Annotated in this window: 7 protein-coding genes; 4 read left to right on the top strand and 3 right to left on the bottom strand. The window is 69.9% G+C overall.

What is annotated here, in order from left to right:
• Positions 1–27: 27 nt before the first annotated feature.
• From AB0C82_RS28870 to AB0C82_RS28860, 3 genes are all read right to left on the bottom strand, one after another.
• Positions 28–3,402, bottom strand: coding sequence for a LodA/GoxA family CTQ-dependent oxidase (locus AB0C82_RS28870; RefSeq protein ID WP_362847395.1), 3,375 nt, complete (start codon positions 3,400–3,402; stop codon positions 28–30).
• 232 nt (positions 3,403–3,634) lie between these two features.
• Entirely contained in the window at positions 3,635–4,399 is a 765-nt protein-coding gene (locus AB0C82_RS28865) for a peptidoglycan-binding protein (protein WP_362847393.1), read from the bottom strand.
• A gap of 51 nt (positions 4,400–4,450) precedes the next feature.
• Positions 4,451–4,588: a hypothetical protein gene (locus AB0C82_RS28860; RefSeq protein ID WP_362847390.1), complete on the bottom strand. Its 138-nt coding sequence runs from the start codon at positions 4,586–4,588 to the stop codon at positions 4,451–4,453.
• 1,054 nt (positions 4,589–5,642) lie between these two features.
• Here AB0C82_RS28860 and AB0C82_RS28855 point away from each other — a divergent pair.
• The 4 genes from AB0C82_RS28855 (at position 5,643) to AB0C82_RS28840 (ending at position 16,277) form a co-directional block, all read left to right on the top strand.
• Positions 5,643–6,752, top strand: a complete 1,110-nt coding sequence (locus tag AB0C82_RS28855; protein ID WP_362847388.1) for a peptidoglycan-binding domain-containing protein — start codon at positions 5,643–5,645, stop codon at positions 6,750–6,752.
• Between the two features lie 110 nt (positions 6,753–6,862).
• Positions 6,863–8,815 carry a DUF6603 domain-containing protein gene (locus AB0C82_RS28850; RefSeq protein WP_362847385.1) on the top strand — a complete coding sequence of 651 codons (1,953 nt, stop codon included), beginning with the start codon at positions 6,863–6,865 and terminating at the stop codon, positions 8,813–8,815.
• A complete protein-coding gene (locus tag AB0C82_RS28845) occupies positions 8,815–11,634 on the top strand; it encodes a hypothetical protein (protein WP_362847382.1) in 2,820 nt (939 codons plus the stop codon). Before AB0C82_RS28850 ends, AB0C82_RS28845 begins: the two co-directional genes overlap by 1 nt.
• Positions 11,631–16,277 (top strand): hypothetical protein, encoded by a 4,647-nt coding sequence (locus AB0C82_RS28840; RefSeq protein WP_362847380.1) that lies wholly within the window; start codon positions 11,631–11,633, stop codon positions 16,275–16,277. The genes AB0C82_RS28845 and AB0C82_RS28840 overlap by 4 nt, the downstream gene beginning before the upstream one ends.
• Positions 16,278–16,280 lie beyond the last annotated feature (3 nt).

Raw genomic sequence — 16,280 nt, 5'->3', positions numbered from 1 at the left:
GCACGTCGGCGCGCTTGACCCGCGGCGTCAATGGATCGTGCCCATCCCGTCAACCCTCAGTCTCAACGGGCTGTCGACGTCAGTGACCGACTGGACGGTGGACAGACTGACTCTGCTGACAGGGGCCGTCGTGTCGGGCAACGGGCAACCCGCGTCGACCCAGTCGGCGACGATGTCCTTGACTCCCTTGCTGACCGGCAGATCGTTCGCCAGCCGCGAATGCTCCGCCGTGGCGAAGAACTCGTCGATGAACCTCCGGCCCACTGCGAGGCCGTCCCCGGTTCCGTCGGGCGAGGCCCCCGCGGCGCTGTTGGCGGGATGAGTGACGGCGGCGAGCAGAGCGGAAGCGGGCTGGAGGGACCACCAGGCGACCGGCCTCTCGACGATCTGGTCCGGGTTTCCCGGCTGCGGTCCCACGAGGGTGCGGTCGTCGGACAGGAATCCGTCGGGCCGCGCGCGCACCGCGTCGGCCAGCAGGACCATCGACTCGAGAGGGGAGTAGGTCCGCTGCTGCGTGGGTTCCGCACCGAGTGAGCGGATCCACTCGCGCCAGATTTCGGTCTCCTCGTCGTCGAACACCTTGTACATCGGACCATCCCAGCCCAGCAGCCGGAAGAACGTGCTGTCGCCGGGATCGCCCGGGGTGATCCACTCGGATTCGCTCAACGCGGCCAGGAGGCCTTCCGGGTCGGCGAACCAGTCGTTGAGGTAGCTGTCGGCGAGCTTCTTCCTCTCATGGTTGAGCGCGGCCCGCGGTGCCTTGTCCTGGATCATCCGGATCAGCCGGTCCTCCGGCGTGGGGGGTGCTTTGAGCCGGGCGACGAGTTCCTCGCCGAGGTTCCCGGTGATCTGGAAGGCGACGTACCCGTTCCAGATGCGTTCCCACTGCCGCTGCACCGCTTCGTCGCCGCCGAGAGTGTGCAACTGGTCGAGATGGTGCATCACGGCGTCGCGGGCGAGCGCGCCGTGCCCGTCGGCGGCATTGTCGATCCCGATGTGCATGCGGAAGAACCGGGAGTCGATGCCATGGTGCTCCAAAAGCTTCGCTGTAGGCAGGACGCCCATGACTTCCCACTCCAGGAACAGGGTCATCCCGAGAAGCTCAGGGAAGAAGGCCTCGGGGTGGGCGGAGATCGCCAGCTCGAAGGCCGGCACCGTGTAGGCGGAGTCGAGGATGTCGGTCCGGGTGGCGAAGGCGTAGGAGTCGACGGGCGGAAGGTAGATCCCCAGTTGCTGGAGAAGGGTCTGGTACAGATTCGAGTGGTTGAGGGCGGGGTTCCCGTCGCCGACCTCTTCCTTCCAGATCGAGAAGAGCAGTGCGTGTACGTCGTCAATGGGTTTGGCCTCGGTGACGTATCGCAGCCAGACGCCGTCGAGAAGGTTGAACGGGGCCATCTGTTTCAGTCGTTCGACGACCGAATTCCGGGTCCGGAAGACCGGCTCGACGTCCGGGTCGGCGGGATCGTACGCCTCGGCGTCCTGTGCCAGTCCGGTGTAGATGAGGTCGAGCCGCTCCTCCAGGTTCTCCCGGGTGTACCGAAAGGGGCGCAGCGTCTGCGCCGCGGCGGGGCTGTGCTGAGCGGCGGTGGCGGCCCTGAGAACGCTGTGCACGAACTCCCGTGAGAGTCTGACCTGCTCGGGGAAGCGGTCGGGATGCTGCAGCGCGTAGAACCACTCGCGGTGGCTCAGGCCCACGTGGTGGGAGCGTTCCGACTCGACCAGCGCGCGGCTGCCGTCCGGGGACTGCCGGGCCACGACGAATCCCAGCCGGTTCCATTGCCCGACCATGTCGTCGGCGCCCGCGTGCTCGCGGATCCTCTTCCACGAATCGGCCACCCGTTTCTCGTACGCCGTGTCGCTCTCACCCGCTCCGCGAGGCAGCTTGGGCTTGCGGATCACCTGCTGACCCACTCCGCGGGCCCACGGCCGTCGGTAGGGGAACGGGCCGGTCACCGAGGCCCCCTGTTCGCCCGCGGAGCGGATCAGGGCGTGGAAGTGGGACTCGGGGTAGACGTCGTCAGGTCGTTGAGCAGGCCACCAGTGCGTATGGCATTCGTAGAAGTCGGCCTGCCACGGCACGGCCATGTGTTTGGTCAGATCGCCCGCCTCCAGATCCTCGCGAAGACGAAAGGGGCCCGACCACGTATCCGGGCGCTGCGCGATGTAGGTCATCTCGATGCCGGGGTAGAACGGGCCGCCGGTGCAGGCCTCCAGGGCCGCACGTACCAGGGCGTGAGGCTCCTGCGACAGGGTGGGTTCCCGGGGCTCCGGAGCCGAGCCGGTCCAGTCCGCGAGGAACTCGCCCTCCGCCCAGCGCCTCATGCGCTCGTACTGGCCAGGCAACAGCGACATCCACGTCCGGGGCTGGCCGTCCACCGGCTCCCCGTCGTCCCCCGCGAGCTGCGGCATGTACTCCGAGGTCGCCTCGGCGACGTTCGTGCTGCCCGGCTCCCGCAGCCGCCGGAAGACGGTGCTGCGCAGATCGGCGCTGTCCGGACCGTTCGATGCCAGTTGCCGCAGGAACGCCGGAGCGACGAAGTTTCCGGGCTCGCCGTCGCCGTGGCCCCGGAGCGCGGCAGCGTTGACCCATTGATAATCGCTGATACGTCGCAGGATCGGGTACACGTCCCTGGTGAACGAGACGTCCTCGAACTGCTCGGCACCCTGGGTTTCGGAGACCACGTCGTAGAGGGTGACGAGATTGACGGTGTGGGGGGAGAAGTCGGGTGGGGCGACGACGACCCATGCCGGCTGTGCCTGGAGCGTCCGCGTGCCGCCCCGCAGTGTCACCAGGGCGGACACCGGACCGTCGGATACGTCGTCGTACCAGAAGTCGTTGTTGGCGTAGTCGGTGATGGGATTGTCCGCCGTTGTCGTGCCGGAGTCACCGAATCCGCCGAGGACCAGCAGACGACCGTCCTCGTCCGTACGCAGCTCGCCCAGTGGCACCTGCTTGCCGAGGAAGGTGCCTGTGTCGAACCTGCCGGCGCTGCCGTCCTGATCGGGGCCGCTCACCGTACGGGGACCGGGCTTGATGACCAGACGGGCGCGGGCCTGCGGATCACTGACGTCGACTGCCTGGTTGCGGCGCGTCCTGGGATCGCGGCCTGCCTCGTCGGGGTCGTCCTGCTCCCCGGCGTCGTGATGCCGGCCGAGGAACTTGAACCACGCGGCCTTGGAGTTGGCCAGTTCGGCCGTCCAGGAGATCTCTGCGTGGGCTGCGGTCAGCTCGCCCACGACGTTGCCGTCCGCGTCGTAGCCGTAGACGCGGAAACGCGCCGCCTGGCGCTTCACCCGTCCGGCGGAGTCCTTGAACCCTCCGGCGGGCTGTGCCGGAACGCCCGGGTGCTCGGGACCCACGAAGAACTCGGTCGGACTGTTGCCGACCCGGGCGATGCCCACGGTCGGATGGATCTCGCATCGAACTACGTCGTCCAGATTCACACGGAGCAGTTCACCCGATGTCTCGGCGAATCGAGGGAATGCTTCCGCGGGACGCGGGTTTGTCACCTGTGCGGGGCAGTGATGAAGCAATCGATCAGGCAGCAGGCCGGAGCGGAACCCGAAGCCGGCACGGAAGCGCACTGTTGTGGGAAGCCCTACGCCTGCAGACGGATGGGACCACGACCACAGGTCAGAACCCGTCCACCTGGTAGCCCTGCGCCATCAGAGCGCTTGCCAGAGCGCCGAGGGTCTCGGCGGTGTACTGGCCGTCCTGCGGCAGGCCTTGATCCCCCTGAAACGCCTGCACCGCGGCCTGGGTGTTCGGCCCGTCCAGGCCGTCGATCGCCCCGGGGTCGTATCCGAGTACGGCCAGGCCCTGTTGAATCCCGGCCATCGTGCTGAGGTGGATGACCGTCGGACCGCCCGCGCCCAGGAGCGGGGGCGAACCGTCCTGCATGAACGAGACGGGGGTGACGGAGTCCGAGTTGGCCGAGTCCTGGAAGAAGCCGTACAGATTGTCGACACCTCGGTACGAGCCGTTCGGTGCGCCGCCGACGATCTCGACCAGCGCCATGTGGAGATGGGACGCGGTGCCGTCGAACCGCAGCACCGAACCGAGGACATCACCTCTGCTGACCGTGGAGCCGGCTGTCAGGTGGGGTGGCACGTCCTTGAGGTGGGTGTAGAAGCCGCCCATCATGTCGTTCGGGGATCGCATGAAGAGCTGGGCCCCATAGATCTTGGCAGTGTCAGCAGCGGGGTCATGGCGATGGAAGACGGTGATATGGGCGTCGAAGGCCGCACGGACTTCCGCACCCTCCTGCGCACCCAGGTCCATCCCGTACTCGATGTACCACTCCGCCGGTGGCTCATGCGTGCCCACATGCGGGCCGCCGAGCCCACTGGTGAAACCCGAGGAGAAGGGGTTGGACACATCGATGTCGAACGCGGCCATGCTCGTTCCTCCTGTCGCCCTCCGGGCCCGTTGTGCGCCGCCCCCCCAGCTTCAGCTTCGGGCTCCACCGCAGTCCGCGGCCAGCGAGGATTCGCGCTCCGTCGGGCTCGGAGGGGAGTTCTCGTGCACGGTCTCGTCGATCTTGTTGCCGATCCCGGTACTCACCCAGCCCTTTTGGTCCAGGTACATGAGGTCGACGCGTCCCTCGAGCGGATCGTTGAATGCGATCCCATAGTCACGAACGCTCTGGTGCAAGGGCCTCGCTCATCCCGGTATCGGTGAACCTTCGAAACTCCCCACGTTTACGAGCGTATGCCCCCGAAACGACTGCTGCGACCGGGGCCAAGTGGCTCCGGGAGGTTGAATATCACAAGCAGTCTCGTCGCCAGGGGAAGGGCGGCGCGGCCTGGTGAAACGGGAGAGTGGGCGTGGTCAACCGCGCCGTCGTGCGGTGCGGTTGGCACATTTTGCTCTCGATGGCCATTGACTGCGCGAGCGCACCTGATTCCTACGCGGATGGCCCCAGGCGGCCCTGAGTCGTGAGGTCTGGGTGCTGTGGTCGTACGCACGGGGGTACCCACGTTGTTGAATGGGAAGCCGGATTCCGGCCGTCAGCCGGCCTCGCTCCGGAAGTCGTGCGCCTCGCCCCGCAGCGGCTCGCACTGCCCCGCACCGCCCCGGCTCGCCTGTCGGCTCCTATTCACGGGCAGCTGTTCTTGAAGGGGTCAACCAGTCTTTCTCCTCGGCCAGTGCGAGAAGCGTCTTGCGGACGGCCGGGCTCAGCCGACGACACGTCTGCTGCCGCCGCCGGGCGGTGCGCCCGTTCCAACGGTGCTTCTCCGGAACCGAGTTCTGGTATTCCCGCAGATACCGTGACTCACGACCACCGACGGCGCGAGCGACCTCTTCGATCCCGCCATGGCCGCCGGACTGGTCCTCTGACCCACTCGACAGGCGACGCTGTCGCCGTCGCCCCTCGGGGTGCGGCATAGGTGCCTCGAACATGGCTGCCAGCAGGGCCTGTTGTACTTCCGGCCCGCCACGCCGGACCGACTCGGCGCCGATCGGCAAGCTACGAGTTGGTGATCTGCACGCCTCTGGAACCCCAGGACTCACTGAGAGTCAGGCACGAAAACCGGCGTGGACTCCGCGGACCGAGGGGACGGTGACACGACATGCATGTGGATGGCTGCGGGTCGATACTGGAAGGGAGTTGCGTTGTGGGCAGGGGAAGGAGTCCGTCATGGCGCTGCTTTCGTCCGCCCGATTTCGCGGCGAGCCCATTCTTGAACGCATCCGTGCTGCGGATACGACCGCCTATGTGAGCCACGGCCACCAGGGCGAGCATGTCAGCACGGTGCAGTACGCCCTGATGGACCTGAGTTACGAGATTCCCGATGGAGCGACCGGCTATTTCGGGGACCAGACCGCCGCCGCTGTGAAGGTGTTCCAGGAGAGCCACGGGCTGGACGACGACACGATCGTCGGCATTGACACGATCTCCGCCCTCGACGACGCATGGGCCCTGCCCTTCGCCGATCGCGAGGAATGGCTCTCCTGGCAGGAACGGCCGATCCCCGAGTTCAACTTCACGCGCAAGAACGAGCTCGACAGGCAGACGCTGGGCAACCTCTACTCGTTCAGCCCGGAGGGCGCACCGCTGCCGCTGGAGTACCAGGACGGTCTGCTGCTGGGAATCGAGTGGCTGCTGAACCCACGGGGTTCTCCGGACGGCATCTTCACACCGCCCGCGTCGTGGGGCGCGGGCCCGCTCGACCTCTTCCACTGTCATCTGCTGCTGGCGAACGACCCGCCGCCGGCGCCCGAATGGGAAAACGTCCGGAGCCTGGGTGCCGTCGTGCGCAGGCGCGCGAACGACCTTCAGGTGAGGGCCGAGATGGCGGGCCCTGTGGGGACACGCCCCTGGACCGAGGCCTACCGGTCGTACCTGCTGGCCACCCCGGAGGACGGCTCCCAGACCTTCCGGGACGCCTACGTCGCGGTGCTGAAGGAGGTGCTCGTCGTCGCCCGCGCGACGGGACAGCACGCCTGGATGCTGTGGCACACCTTCGAGGAAGGCGAGTGGCGTCCCTCGGATGTCCCTATGGACAGCCCACGCCGCCAATGGTGGAACGCCGTCGCCCCCTACCCGACGGATCTGACGCACACGCCGTTCGCCACCACCGAAGCCGCCGTGAGAGCCCACACGGTGCAGCTCATCGACCTGCACTTCTACATCGACCGGCAGGGAGTCGTCACCGTCCTGGGGCCCACCAACATCGAAGCGGGCGCGATCGTGCACCTGGAGACGAACCGCATCGACGCCGCCTCGGCCAGGCTGCCCTATCCATGATCTGAGCTTGATCCGCAGGCAGGCGTCCCATCGGGAAGGAGGACACGCGCGGCCGGACATCACTTCTTCGACCTGCTGCCCCTGGGCGTTCAACTGCCCAGGAACCGCTGATGGCGAGGTGCGACATGGGCGGCATCTTCGGACTCGACCTGGCACGGCTGGCGAGCGACCCGACGAAACTGGACATCGACATCCCACTGCCTCCGGTGCGGCTGCGGGGACGACTGGAACGCCGGCAGCCCGACTCGTACTCCGGCGTGCTGAGTGCGGCCGTGCCGGCCACGACGGTGACCGCCTTCGGACAGCTGGACCTCGCGGCACCGGGCGGCCCGGCGTTCGTCGCGTTGATGGGCGCCGTCCTCCCCCCGCCCGGCCTCCAGCTCGGTCTCGGCTTCTCGCTCAGCGGTGTCGGCGGCGTGGTCGGCATCAACAAAGCGGTGAACCAGGACGCACTGATCGCCGCCATCGCCGACGGCACGGCCGGGGAACTGCTGTTTCCCCCCGACCCGGTGGCCGCGGCGCAGCGCGTCGTGCCCCGGCTACCGGGGCTCTTCCCGACCGCGCCCGGGCGCGCCGTCGTCGGGCCGATGTTCCAGGTCTCCTGGGGCGGACGGATGGTCTCCGTCTCGGCGGCCGTCGTCGCCGAGCTGCCCGAACCCGTACGGCTCTCCCTGCTCGGCGTACTGCGCGTCGCGGTGCCCGACCCGGTGGTGCCGCTGATCCATCTGAAGGCCACCTTCGCCGGCCAGTACGACACCTCCGAGCCCAGCGCGTTGCTGATGGCGAGCCTCACCGGCTCGCACATGGCGGGGGTGCCGCTCGAAGGGGACGTCCTGCTGCTGAGCCGGGGCGGACGCGACCCGACGTTCGTCCTCAGTGCCGGCGGCTTCCATCCTGCGTACGCCATCCCGCGCGGCGTTCCGGCACTGCACCGGCTGAACATGAACCTCTCACCGGTGCCCTGGATCCAACTGGGCTGCGAGGCGTACTTCGCGATCACCAGCAACACCCTCCAGTTCGGGGCGCGGATCTCGCTGGTCGCCGAGATCGCCGACTGCGGGCTGCGCGGCCAGTTCGGACTCGACGTACTGATCCGCCGGGAACCGACCCTGTCGTTCACCGCCGAGATGCGTGGCTCGGTCTCCGTCGAGGTGTTCGGGGAGTCGCTGCTGGGCATCTCCTTCGCGCTGACGCTGGAAGGACCGGCTCCCTGGCATGCGGTCGGGCGCGGCAGCATCGACCTGTTCCTGTTCAGCGCGTCCTTCGACTTCGACGAGCGCTGGGGCAATCCTCCGCCCGCACTGGCGGCCGAGCCGGCTGATCTGCAGGGCAGGCTGGAGAAGGCGTTCGCCCGCCCGGAGGCATGGACCGCGATGCCGCCCACCAAGGGCGCATACCTGCCTGTGCTGCTTTCCGCTGCTGCCAACCGGCTGATCGGCGACGGCAGTCTGGTCCATCCGCACGGCACCATCGTCGCGCGACAGCGTGTCCTTCCCTTCGGAGTGGACATCGAGCGCTTCGGCCCGTCGGTGGTCGACCCTCCGGAGTACTGGGACGTCGAGTCGTCCACCCTCGGCGGAGAGGATGCCGACGACGGACCGACCGTGGACGACTTCGCCCCCGGCCAGTTCCGCAGGCTCAGCGACGAGGAGCAGCTGACCCGCCCCGCGTACGAGACCTACCGCTCGGGCAGGCGCTTCGCGGCCGACATCACCGAGCCGGAGAACGACGCGTTCGTCAAGGCCACGCTCGACTGGGAGACGAAGGTGGTCCCCAACCCCCGTCCCCAGCGGCCCCTGGATCTGCTGAGGTTCCTGCGCATCGCGTCCCTCGCGGACGCCGAGGACGTGGCCGTCGCGACCTCCGTACAGGATCCGCGCTGGTGGCGGACCGAATTCACCCTTCTCGTGGCCGACCGGACGCCGATCGCCGCGGCATCCACCTGGTCGATGGCCTCCGTCGAGACAGCGGCCGGGCCGACGGCCACGGACGCGGAGCTCCTTCTGCGATGCGGCGCCCTGGCCGGCGTACGAGCCGTCGAGGCATGGGAGGTGGGGAACTGATGGCCGAGGACCTCGAATTCGCCCCGTACATGCAGAGCTCCATCGGCGCCGCGCTCAGCAGCAGCGTGCCCGACGGGCCGGCGCTGATCCAGCCCGAACTCACGCTCGTCGGGCCCAACAGGGAGATGAAGGTCCGGCCGCCTCGCGGTGACCTGCGGATGCTCGGCCCCGAAGGTGTGATCGGCATCGACACCGGGCGTGTCCTACGGGTCGACCCGCCACCCGGCATCCAGGATGCCGAGCCGAACTACATGGCCTGCGTCGAGTTCGACGCGCCCGAACTCCCGTGGCTGTTCACGCCGGCCCGCGCCGACGGCGACAGGCTGCGGCCCTGGCTGGTCCTGGTGGTGCTGGAGACCGCCGGGCACCCGCTGCAGAGCGGCCGTGCGCTGCCGTTCGTGGAGGTGGACGCCGCCGCTCTGCCGTCGCTGGGACAGTCCTGGCAGTGGGCCCACGTGCAGCGACCGGCGGGCCGGTCGGAGCCGCTGACCTCACGACTGCTGTGCCCGCTGCGGCTGAAGTCGGGCACCGACTACACGGCCTGCGTCGTGCCCGCCTTCCAGGGCGGGGTCGTGGCGGGGCTCACCGGCGGTCTCACCGACGCCGAGCCCCACGGCGATGCCTGGTGGCCCGGTCAGGCCGACATCCGCCTGCCCGTGTACCACAGCTGGCAGTTCCGAACCGGCGAGCCGGGCGACTTCGAGCAACTCGCCACCGCGATCGTCCCGTTGTCGCCCGAGGAGAACGCCCTGCTGGCCGGGCGGACCGTGGACATCACCGAGCCCTGGCTGTACGACGAGCCACTCGCCTCCGACGGGCCGCCTGGCACCCGGCAGACCATCAGCGTGCAAGGCGCGCTCCAGCTTGTCGACACTCCCGCGGAAGAGCAGGGGACCGCCCTGATCAACTTCGCCGAGCGGGTCGCCGTGTACATCGACCGGGGCAGGGAGGACGTGGTCGCCCCGCCCTTGTACGGCGGCCATCCGGCCGTGCGCGAGCGGATCGGTGACGGTGAGGAGGGGTGGATCGAGGAGCTCAACCTCGGTCCGGAGACCCGGATCGCGGCCTCCCTCGGCACCGGCTGGGTGCGGGACAACCAGGAGTGGCTGATGGCACGGGCATGGGACCAGATCGGTGCCGTCCGCGAAGCCAACCGGCTGCGCAACCGCACCGCGTTCTGCGCAGAGGTGTCCGGGTCGGTGCACCGCCGCGACGTGCAGACGCTCGCACCGGACGAGACCCTCGGGTTCAGCGCCCCGGTGCGCGACCGTGTACGTACCGACAGCGACCTGCCGCTGAAGACGGAGGTCGCGGTCAGCCCGGCCCCGAACGAGCTGGTCGCCCCCGCCCTGCGGCGGCTGCTGCGCCGCCGAGGGCCGCTGGCCCGGCACGCGGGCCTGGACAGTGAGTCGTACGCACGGCGCACGCTCAGCGGCGAGCTGCTGCCGCCGCTGCCCACGGCGATGGTGACCCGGCCGGCGCAGCCGGAGCCGATGGAAGGGGCGGACGCCGACGAACTCAGCGCCACGGTGGTCAACGCGGTGCGCGCCACCGGTGAGCAGCGCGACGCCGAGCGGATCAGGCTTTTGTCGGCCATGGCCCCCTCCGCCCTGGCGAACGGCTTCGACGTCCAGGCGAGCGCGATCACCGCGCTCCTGGAACGCCCGGCCACCACGCTCGGGGCGGCCCCTGCGCCGGAGGACGAGCCTCTCACCGGGGCGGCCCGGCTGTTCCGGGCACTGTCCGTCGCCGACACGTCGAACCTGGTCGGCGACGTTCACCCGGCCTTCGTCGAGCGTCCTCCGGACTCCGTCATGACGCTGGCCGAGCCCGGCACCGCGCTGATGCCCGGCGCGTCGATGGGCGACGACCCCGCGGCGCACATCCTGGAGTTCGGCGTGCCCGTCGACGCCGACGCGATGGGCGGCCGGCTCGTCGAGGCCCTCGATCCCGGTCCCCTGCTCTCGGCCAGGCTGGACAGCAGGGTCGCCGTCCTGTCGGAGGACGCGTACACCGTGCCCGAGGCACCGGGCGAACCCATCATGGCGTGCCCCGACTTCGCCGCGCCCATGGCACTGGCCCTGCAGAAGGACGCCCCGGACTGGTTCCTGCCGGGCTCGGCGGCGATCCCCGACGACCGGGCCGTGCTGCTCCAGGCGAACGCGCCCTTCATAGCCTCCTTCATGGTCGGCGTGAACGACGAGATGAACAGAGAGATGCGCTGGCGCGAGTACCCCACCGACCTGCGCGGCAGCCCCTTCACCCACTTCTGGCCGCGTCCGGACGGCGCCGCGGACGTTCCGCCCGTCCACAGCTGGGCACGGGACCAGGGACTCGGAGCCCAGCTCGCCCTGGACGCCGGCGAGGTAGACGTCCTGCTCATCAGGGGCCGCCTCGTGCGCCGGTATCCCAACCTGATCGTCGCCGCTGTACCGGCGTCTTCGGTGAGCGACACCGAGGACCTGGCGGAGGGCACGTGGCAGCACCCGAAGATGGTGCTCACCCTGGACGAGCGGACAGTCGCCTACACCTTCGTGCTGGAGGGGGACATCCACGACTGGTGGTTCGTGCTCGCCGAGAACAGCTACCGGATGCGCTTCGGGTTCGACACCGGATCCGACGGCTACGAGCACTGGTCGGACCTCACCTGGCGGGATGTCCCGGAAGGCGGCTTCGCCGATCTCTCCGTGATGCCCGACCTGCCCGCGCAGGAGCCCGGTCCGGACCGGTGGAACGCCGCCACGGTGGCGAAGGTGTCCCTGCAACGGCCCTTCCGGGTCCTCATGTCGGCCCGCAAACTGATCGGAGACCCGCGGTGAGCGTCAACCTGGAACTGGCTCGAGCCCACCAGGAGGTCCGCGACGCCCGGATCAGCCTGGGGAACGCCCGCACGGACCTGGCCATGTGCACCAAGCGCATGGTGGCCCAAGAACCGGGAATGGAGATCGAACAGTTGACCGCGGCGCAGGAGCACGCCGCCGAGCAGGAGACGCGCCACGACGCCGCTCGCGAGGCCTACGACGCACTGGCCGACGCGGAACCGGAGCTCTGGGACGACGACAGCGGCGCCGATCCGCTGCTTCTCCTCCCGCTCCGCCTGGAGACGGTGTACCGCAACGCGGGAGAAGCCGGCTTGGAGCTGCTGATCCGTGCCTACCCCGACGACGTGCACATCGACTCCCACGATCCCACCCTCACCGCGGCCGAACGCGCCGCCACCGAGGCGTACTGGCGCGAGGTGTGGGCCGCGGGTCCTCACCACGAGCGCCGCCAGGGAGCCTGGGCACGGCTCGTCGCCGCGATCGGCCCCGGACGCGCCGCCTGGGCGGTGAAGGCGCTGCGGCCCGACCGGACGGAGCCGCCGGACACGGAGACCCCGGCCGGCGAGGCCGGGCCGTCACCGGAGCCGTGGGCGACGCAGCCGACGATGCGGGAGGGCGCCTGGTCCCGGGCGGCGCACAGCGACGTGATGCCCGACCGGCTCGTGTTCTCCGGCTACGAGGTCGACGGCGTCGGGCAACCCGTGCTGCTCTGGCGCGAGGAGGGCGCGCCCATCCCCGAGGTGCTCGACGTGGGCCCCGGCCAGGGCTCGCCCGAGCCTCCCACCTGGCTGAGCGACTTCGACGAGGCCGTCCGTGTGGGCATGGGGGTCAAAGTCGTCATCGAGGGCGAGATGCGGCCCGACTTCGCCCTGGTCACCGCCGTCGGGGTACGGGGCGGGACCACGGAGCACACGGCGGAGCTGATCGGCACCCTGCTGGAAGCGCACCGCTGCACCGACGGCCTGGCCGTGCTGCCCACCGGCACACCCACCAACAACACCGAGGCCACCAGGTCCGCCTGGCGCACCCGTATGCCCCCGCCGGCCCCCGAGGAGGCCGACGCACAGCGCGTCGCCCTCGGCGACCTCGCCCCCGGAGATCCCCACGCCGCTGCCCGGACCACCTTGGCCCTCGGTCCTGCCGCCGGCCGCGTTCTGGCCGAGACCGCCGACGGGCTCGACGTCGACGACCACGACCTGCTGACCGAACTGCACGCGGCGATCGGCGCCATGGTGGCCGCGTCCACCAGATGGCGGGACTACGACGTCGATGCCCCCGTGGACCTGACCTTCCTCGTCTCGCACTTCATCGAACACGTACGCGCCCGGGGTCAGTTGCCCACGCTGCGCGTCGGCAGGCAGCCGTACGGCATCCTGCCCGTCACCTCACTCGACCTGTGGCACGGCACCGAGGTCGACCTGCGGATCCTCGACCACATACAGGCGTTCCGCACCCACGCCGAATTCCAGTCCTGGCGTTCACCGAGCGTCGGCCGCGGGGGAGACGCCGATGAGGTCATCAACGACCTGCTGCACCGGCTGCCCGCCTCCCGCCGGGTGCGCTTCGTGCAGCAGGTTCCCGTGGACCCGCCGTTGCAGCCCGTGCCCTTCACCCCGGTCGCCATCCCGGTCAAGAGCAATTTCGCCTGGCTGGAGCCACCCGACCTGACGATTCCGCCTTTCCCCCTGGAGTTCTCCGTCACCTCCGAGGCCACGCCGGAACTCCAGGAGCTGTTGAGCGCCGGGCCGCTCGCCACGCTGTTCCATGCCCTGCACGAGATCGGCCAGGCACGATCCCAGCAAGGCGACATCCCGCCGGAGGTCCTCCAGCCGATGTTCGACCTGGCCCCTGCCTTCAAAGGACTGCGCGAGGGCCGTCTGGGGCTCTGGTACCACTTCGGCGGCATCGCCCTGTACATGTACCACCAGCGCCATGAGCAGCGCATACAGTCCGGTGGCGCGCTGGACTCCGTCGTCAGCATGTCGAACGACCAGGTGACGGTCTCCGACGGCGCTGTTCCCGACCTCTTCGACTGGGCGGCCATGGCCATCGACCGGCTGGCCGTCGCCGAAGGTCTGGCCTACGGGGACCTGCCGCGGCTGGAGCGGCTGCTCTGCGAGGTGCTGGACACCCAGTCCCACCGCCTGGACGCGTGGATCACGTCCGTCGCCTCGGCGCGGCTCGACGTGCTGCGCGGCGACCGCCCCGAAGGCACCCACCTCGGCGCGTACGGCTGGGTCACCGATCTGCGCCCCAACGGTTGGGAACCGCCGAGCGTGCCGACCGATCCGGAGGACGACGAGCTGGTGGCCGGAGACAACCCGGAGGGTGGCGAGGAGGTCGTCGGCGAGATCCCCGAGGGTGGCGAGGTAGCCTCTGAGGGTGAGGTCCCCGAGGGTGGCGAGGTAGCCGCTGAGGGTGATGACGAGGTCCCGCAGGACGAAGAGGCCCGGGAGGCCTGGCTCCGGGGCGAGATTCCCGCCGACACCGGGGACGGGGACGACGCAGGGGACGGGGACGGGGACGACGCCGGGGACGGGGACGACTTCGGGGTGGGCGCGGCATCCGGGCGGACCGATGACGGCTATCTCGTGGCACCCTCCATGCACCAGGCCACCACCGCGGCCGTCCTGCGTTCGGGATGGCTCAGCCACGATGACGATCAGGCGTTCTGCATCGACCTCACTTCGAGCCGCGTGCGCAAGGCGCTCCCCGTGGTGGACGGCATCCGCTCAGGCCAGACCCTCGGCGCACTGCTGGGCTACCGGCTCGAACGCGCCCTGCACGATGCACACCTGGACCAGCTGATCAACGTCTTCCGCACCGGCTATCCCACACCGCACCTCGTCGATCCCGAGGCGCCGGACAGCGAGGAGGCCCTTACGGCGACAGCCGCCCACGACGTCGTCGACGGCCAGGCGCTCGTCGCCGACTTCATGGCCCACGGACGTGAGCTCCAGGACCTGGACTCCCTCACTTCGCAGCTGACCCCCGACCTCCTTCCCCTGCTGGACCAGGCTCTCCCGTTCGTTTCCGACCTGGAAGCCACAGTCGACGCCGTCGGCGACCTGCTGCTCGCCGAGAGCGTGCACCACCTCGTCGCGGGCAACCCGCTGCGTGCCGGTCAGGCAGCCGACGGCATCGCGCGCGGCGACAACCTTCCCCAGGACTTCGAGGTGCTGCGCACCCCCCGCGCCGCGGTCGACCTCACCCACCGCCTCGGCCTGCTGACCCCTACGACCGGCACCGACGGCTGGGCGGCGAACCGGCCGCTGGCCGCCCTCGATCCCGCCCTTGAGCGGTGGTGCCAGACCCGCCTCGGCCCCGCCTCCGGCTGGAGCTTCGCCTTCGGCGACCCGGACTCGCCCACCCCGGTCACCCTGGCCGACCTCGGAGTCTGCGCGCTGGAGACGGTGCTCGGCGCGGGGCTCTTCGGTCACCGGGCGGACCAGGCGTCCACCGCCCTGGGCGACCCCAACGGCACGCTGGCGCGGCGGCTCCTGCGCCAAGCGCCGGCAGGTGTGCCGGTCGCCGAGGCCGGAGCGGCGCGGTTCGCCGAACTCCAGCTGCTGTGCAAGGCATTGGCCGATGTGCTGTCCGCCGGACGGCCTCTGCTCATCACCGACCTGGACACCGCGGCGGGCGCCGACTGGTCGACCGCCGATCTCCCGGACCTGGCGGCGCGGATCACCGCCTGGCACACGGCGGTCTCTTCCGCGCTCGCCGAACTTGACGGGGATTTCGAGGAGTTGCCGGACAGCGCGGACGACGTGGTGCGCAGGCTGGAGATCCTCGCCGGCCTCGGGGTGCCCAATGCCTGGCCGACGGATGACGCCGAACAGGTGGACGCGCTACGTGAGCAGGCGCGAGCGGTTCTGAGACGTTTCGGGGCCGAGCCACTGCCCCCGCTGCCGGGACCTCCGCCGCAGGAGCCGTCGGCGGTGCTGGAGTGGGTGACGCAGCTCCGTACCGCGGTCTCCTCGGTGTTGGGCCGGACGCTGCCGGTTCTGCCCGTACTCCGCCTCAACGGCAGCGCCGCCGCGGCTGCGCTGAGCGGTCCCGCCCCGCAGGGCGCGGACGAGGACGCGGTCGCGGACTGGCTGATGGAGATGGAACGGGTCAGGCCGCAGGCAGGCGTTCTGGGTGACGCGCTGGCGGCCGCCGAGACCCTGGCGGGCACGGCACCGCCCGCCGCCGTCGTCGCGCAGGTGCCCGCCGGGCAACAGTGGATCGCGCGCGGCCCGGCCCCCGTACCGTCCCGTAAGCACCCCGCCCCGCACCACAGTACGGTGCTGCGCGCCGACGGCGCGGCCGATCCGGGCCAGATCGCCGGGCTGGTCGTGGACGCCTGGACCGAGACCGTGCCCGAGCCCGCAAGGGGTGAACCCGGCGAGCAGGAGGAGCTGGGCGGGCTCGCCTTCCACTACAACCAGCCCGACGCCCGGGCCCCGCAGGCGCTGCTGCTGGCCCTGCCGCCCGACCCTCAGCGCGGCTGGCGGACGCAGGACGTCCACGCCGTCGTCGAGGAGACGTTCGCCCTTGCCCGGCTGCGCGGAATGGACCTCGATGACCTCTACGCTCTGCAAGGGCTGCTGCCCGTGCAGTGGCTGAGGCCGGAACAGGGATTGTTGCCACTATGAGCA

The organism is Streptomyces sp. NPDC048560, assembly GCF_040650955.1.
GTDB lineage: Bacteria > Actinomycetota > Actinomycetes > Streptomycetales > Streptomycetaceae > Streptomyces.
This window is presented reverse-complemented; position numbering and strand designations above follow the sequence as displayed.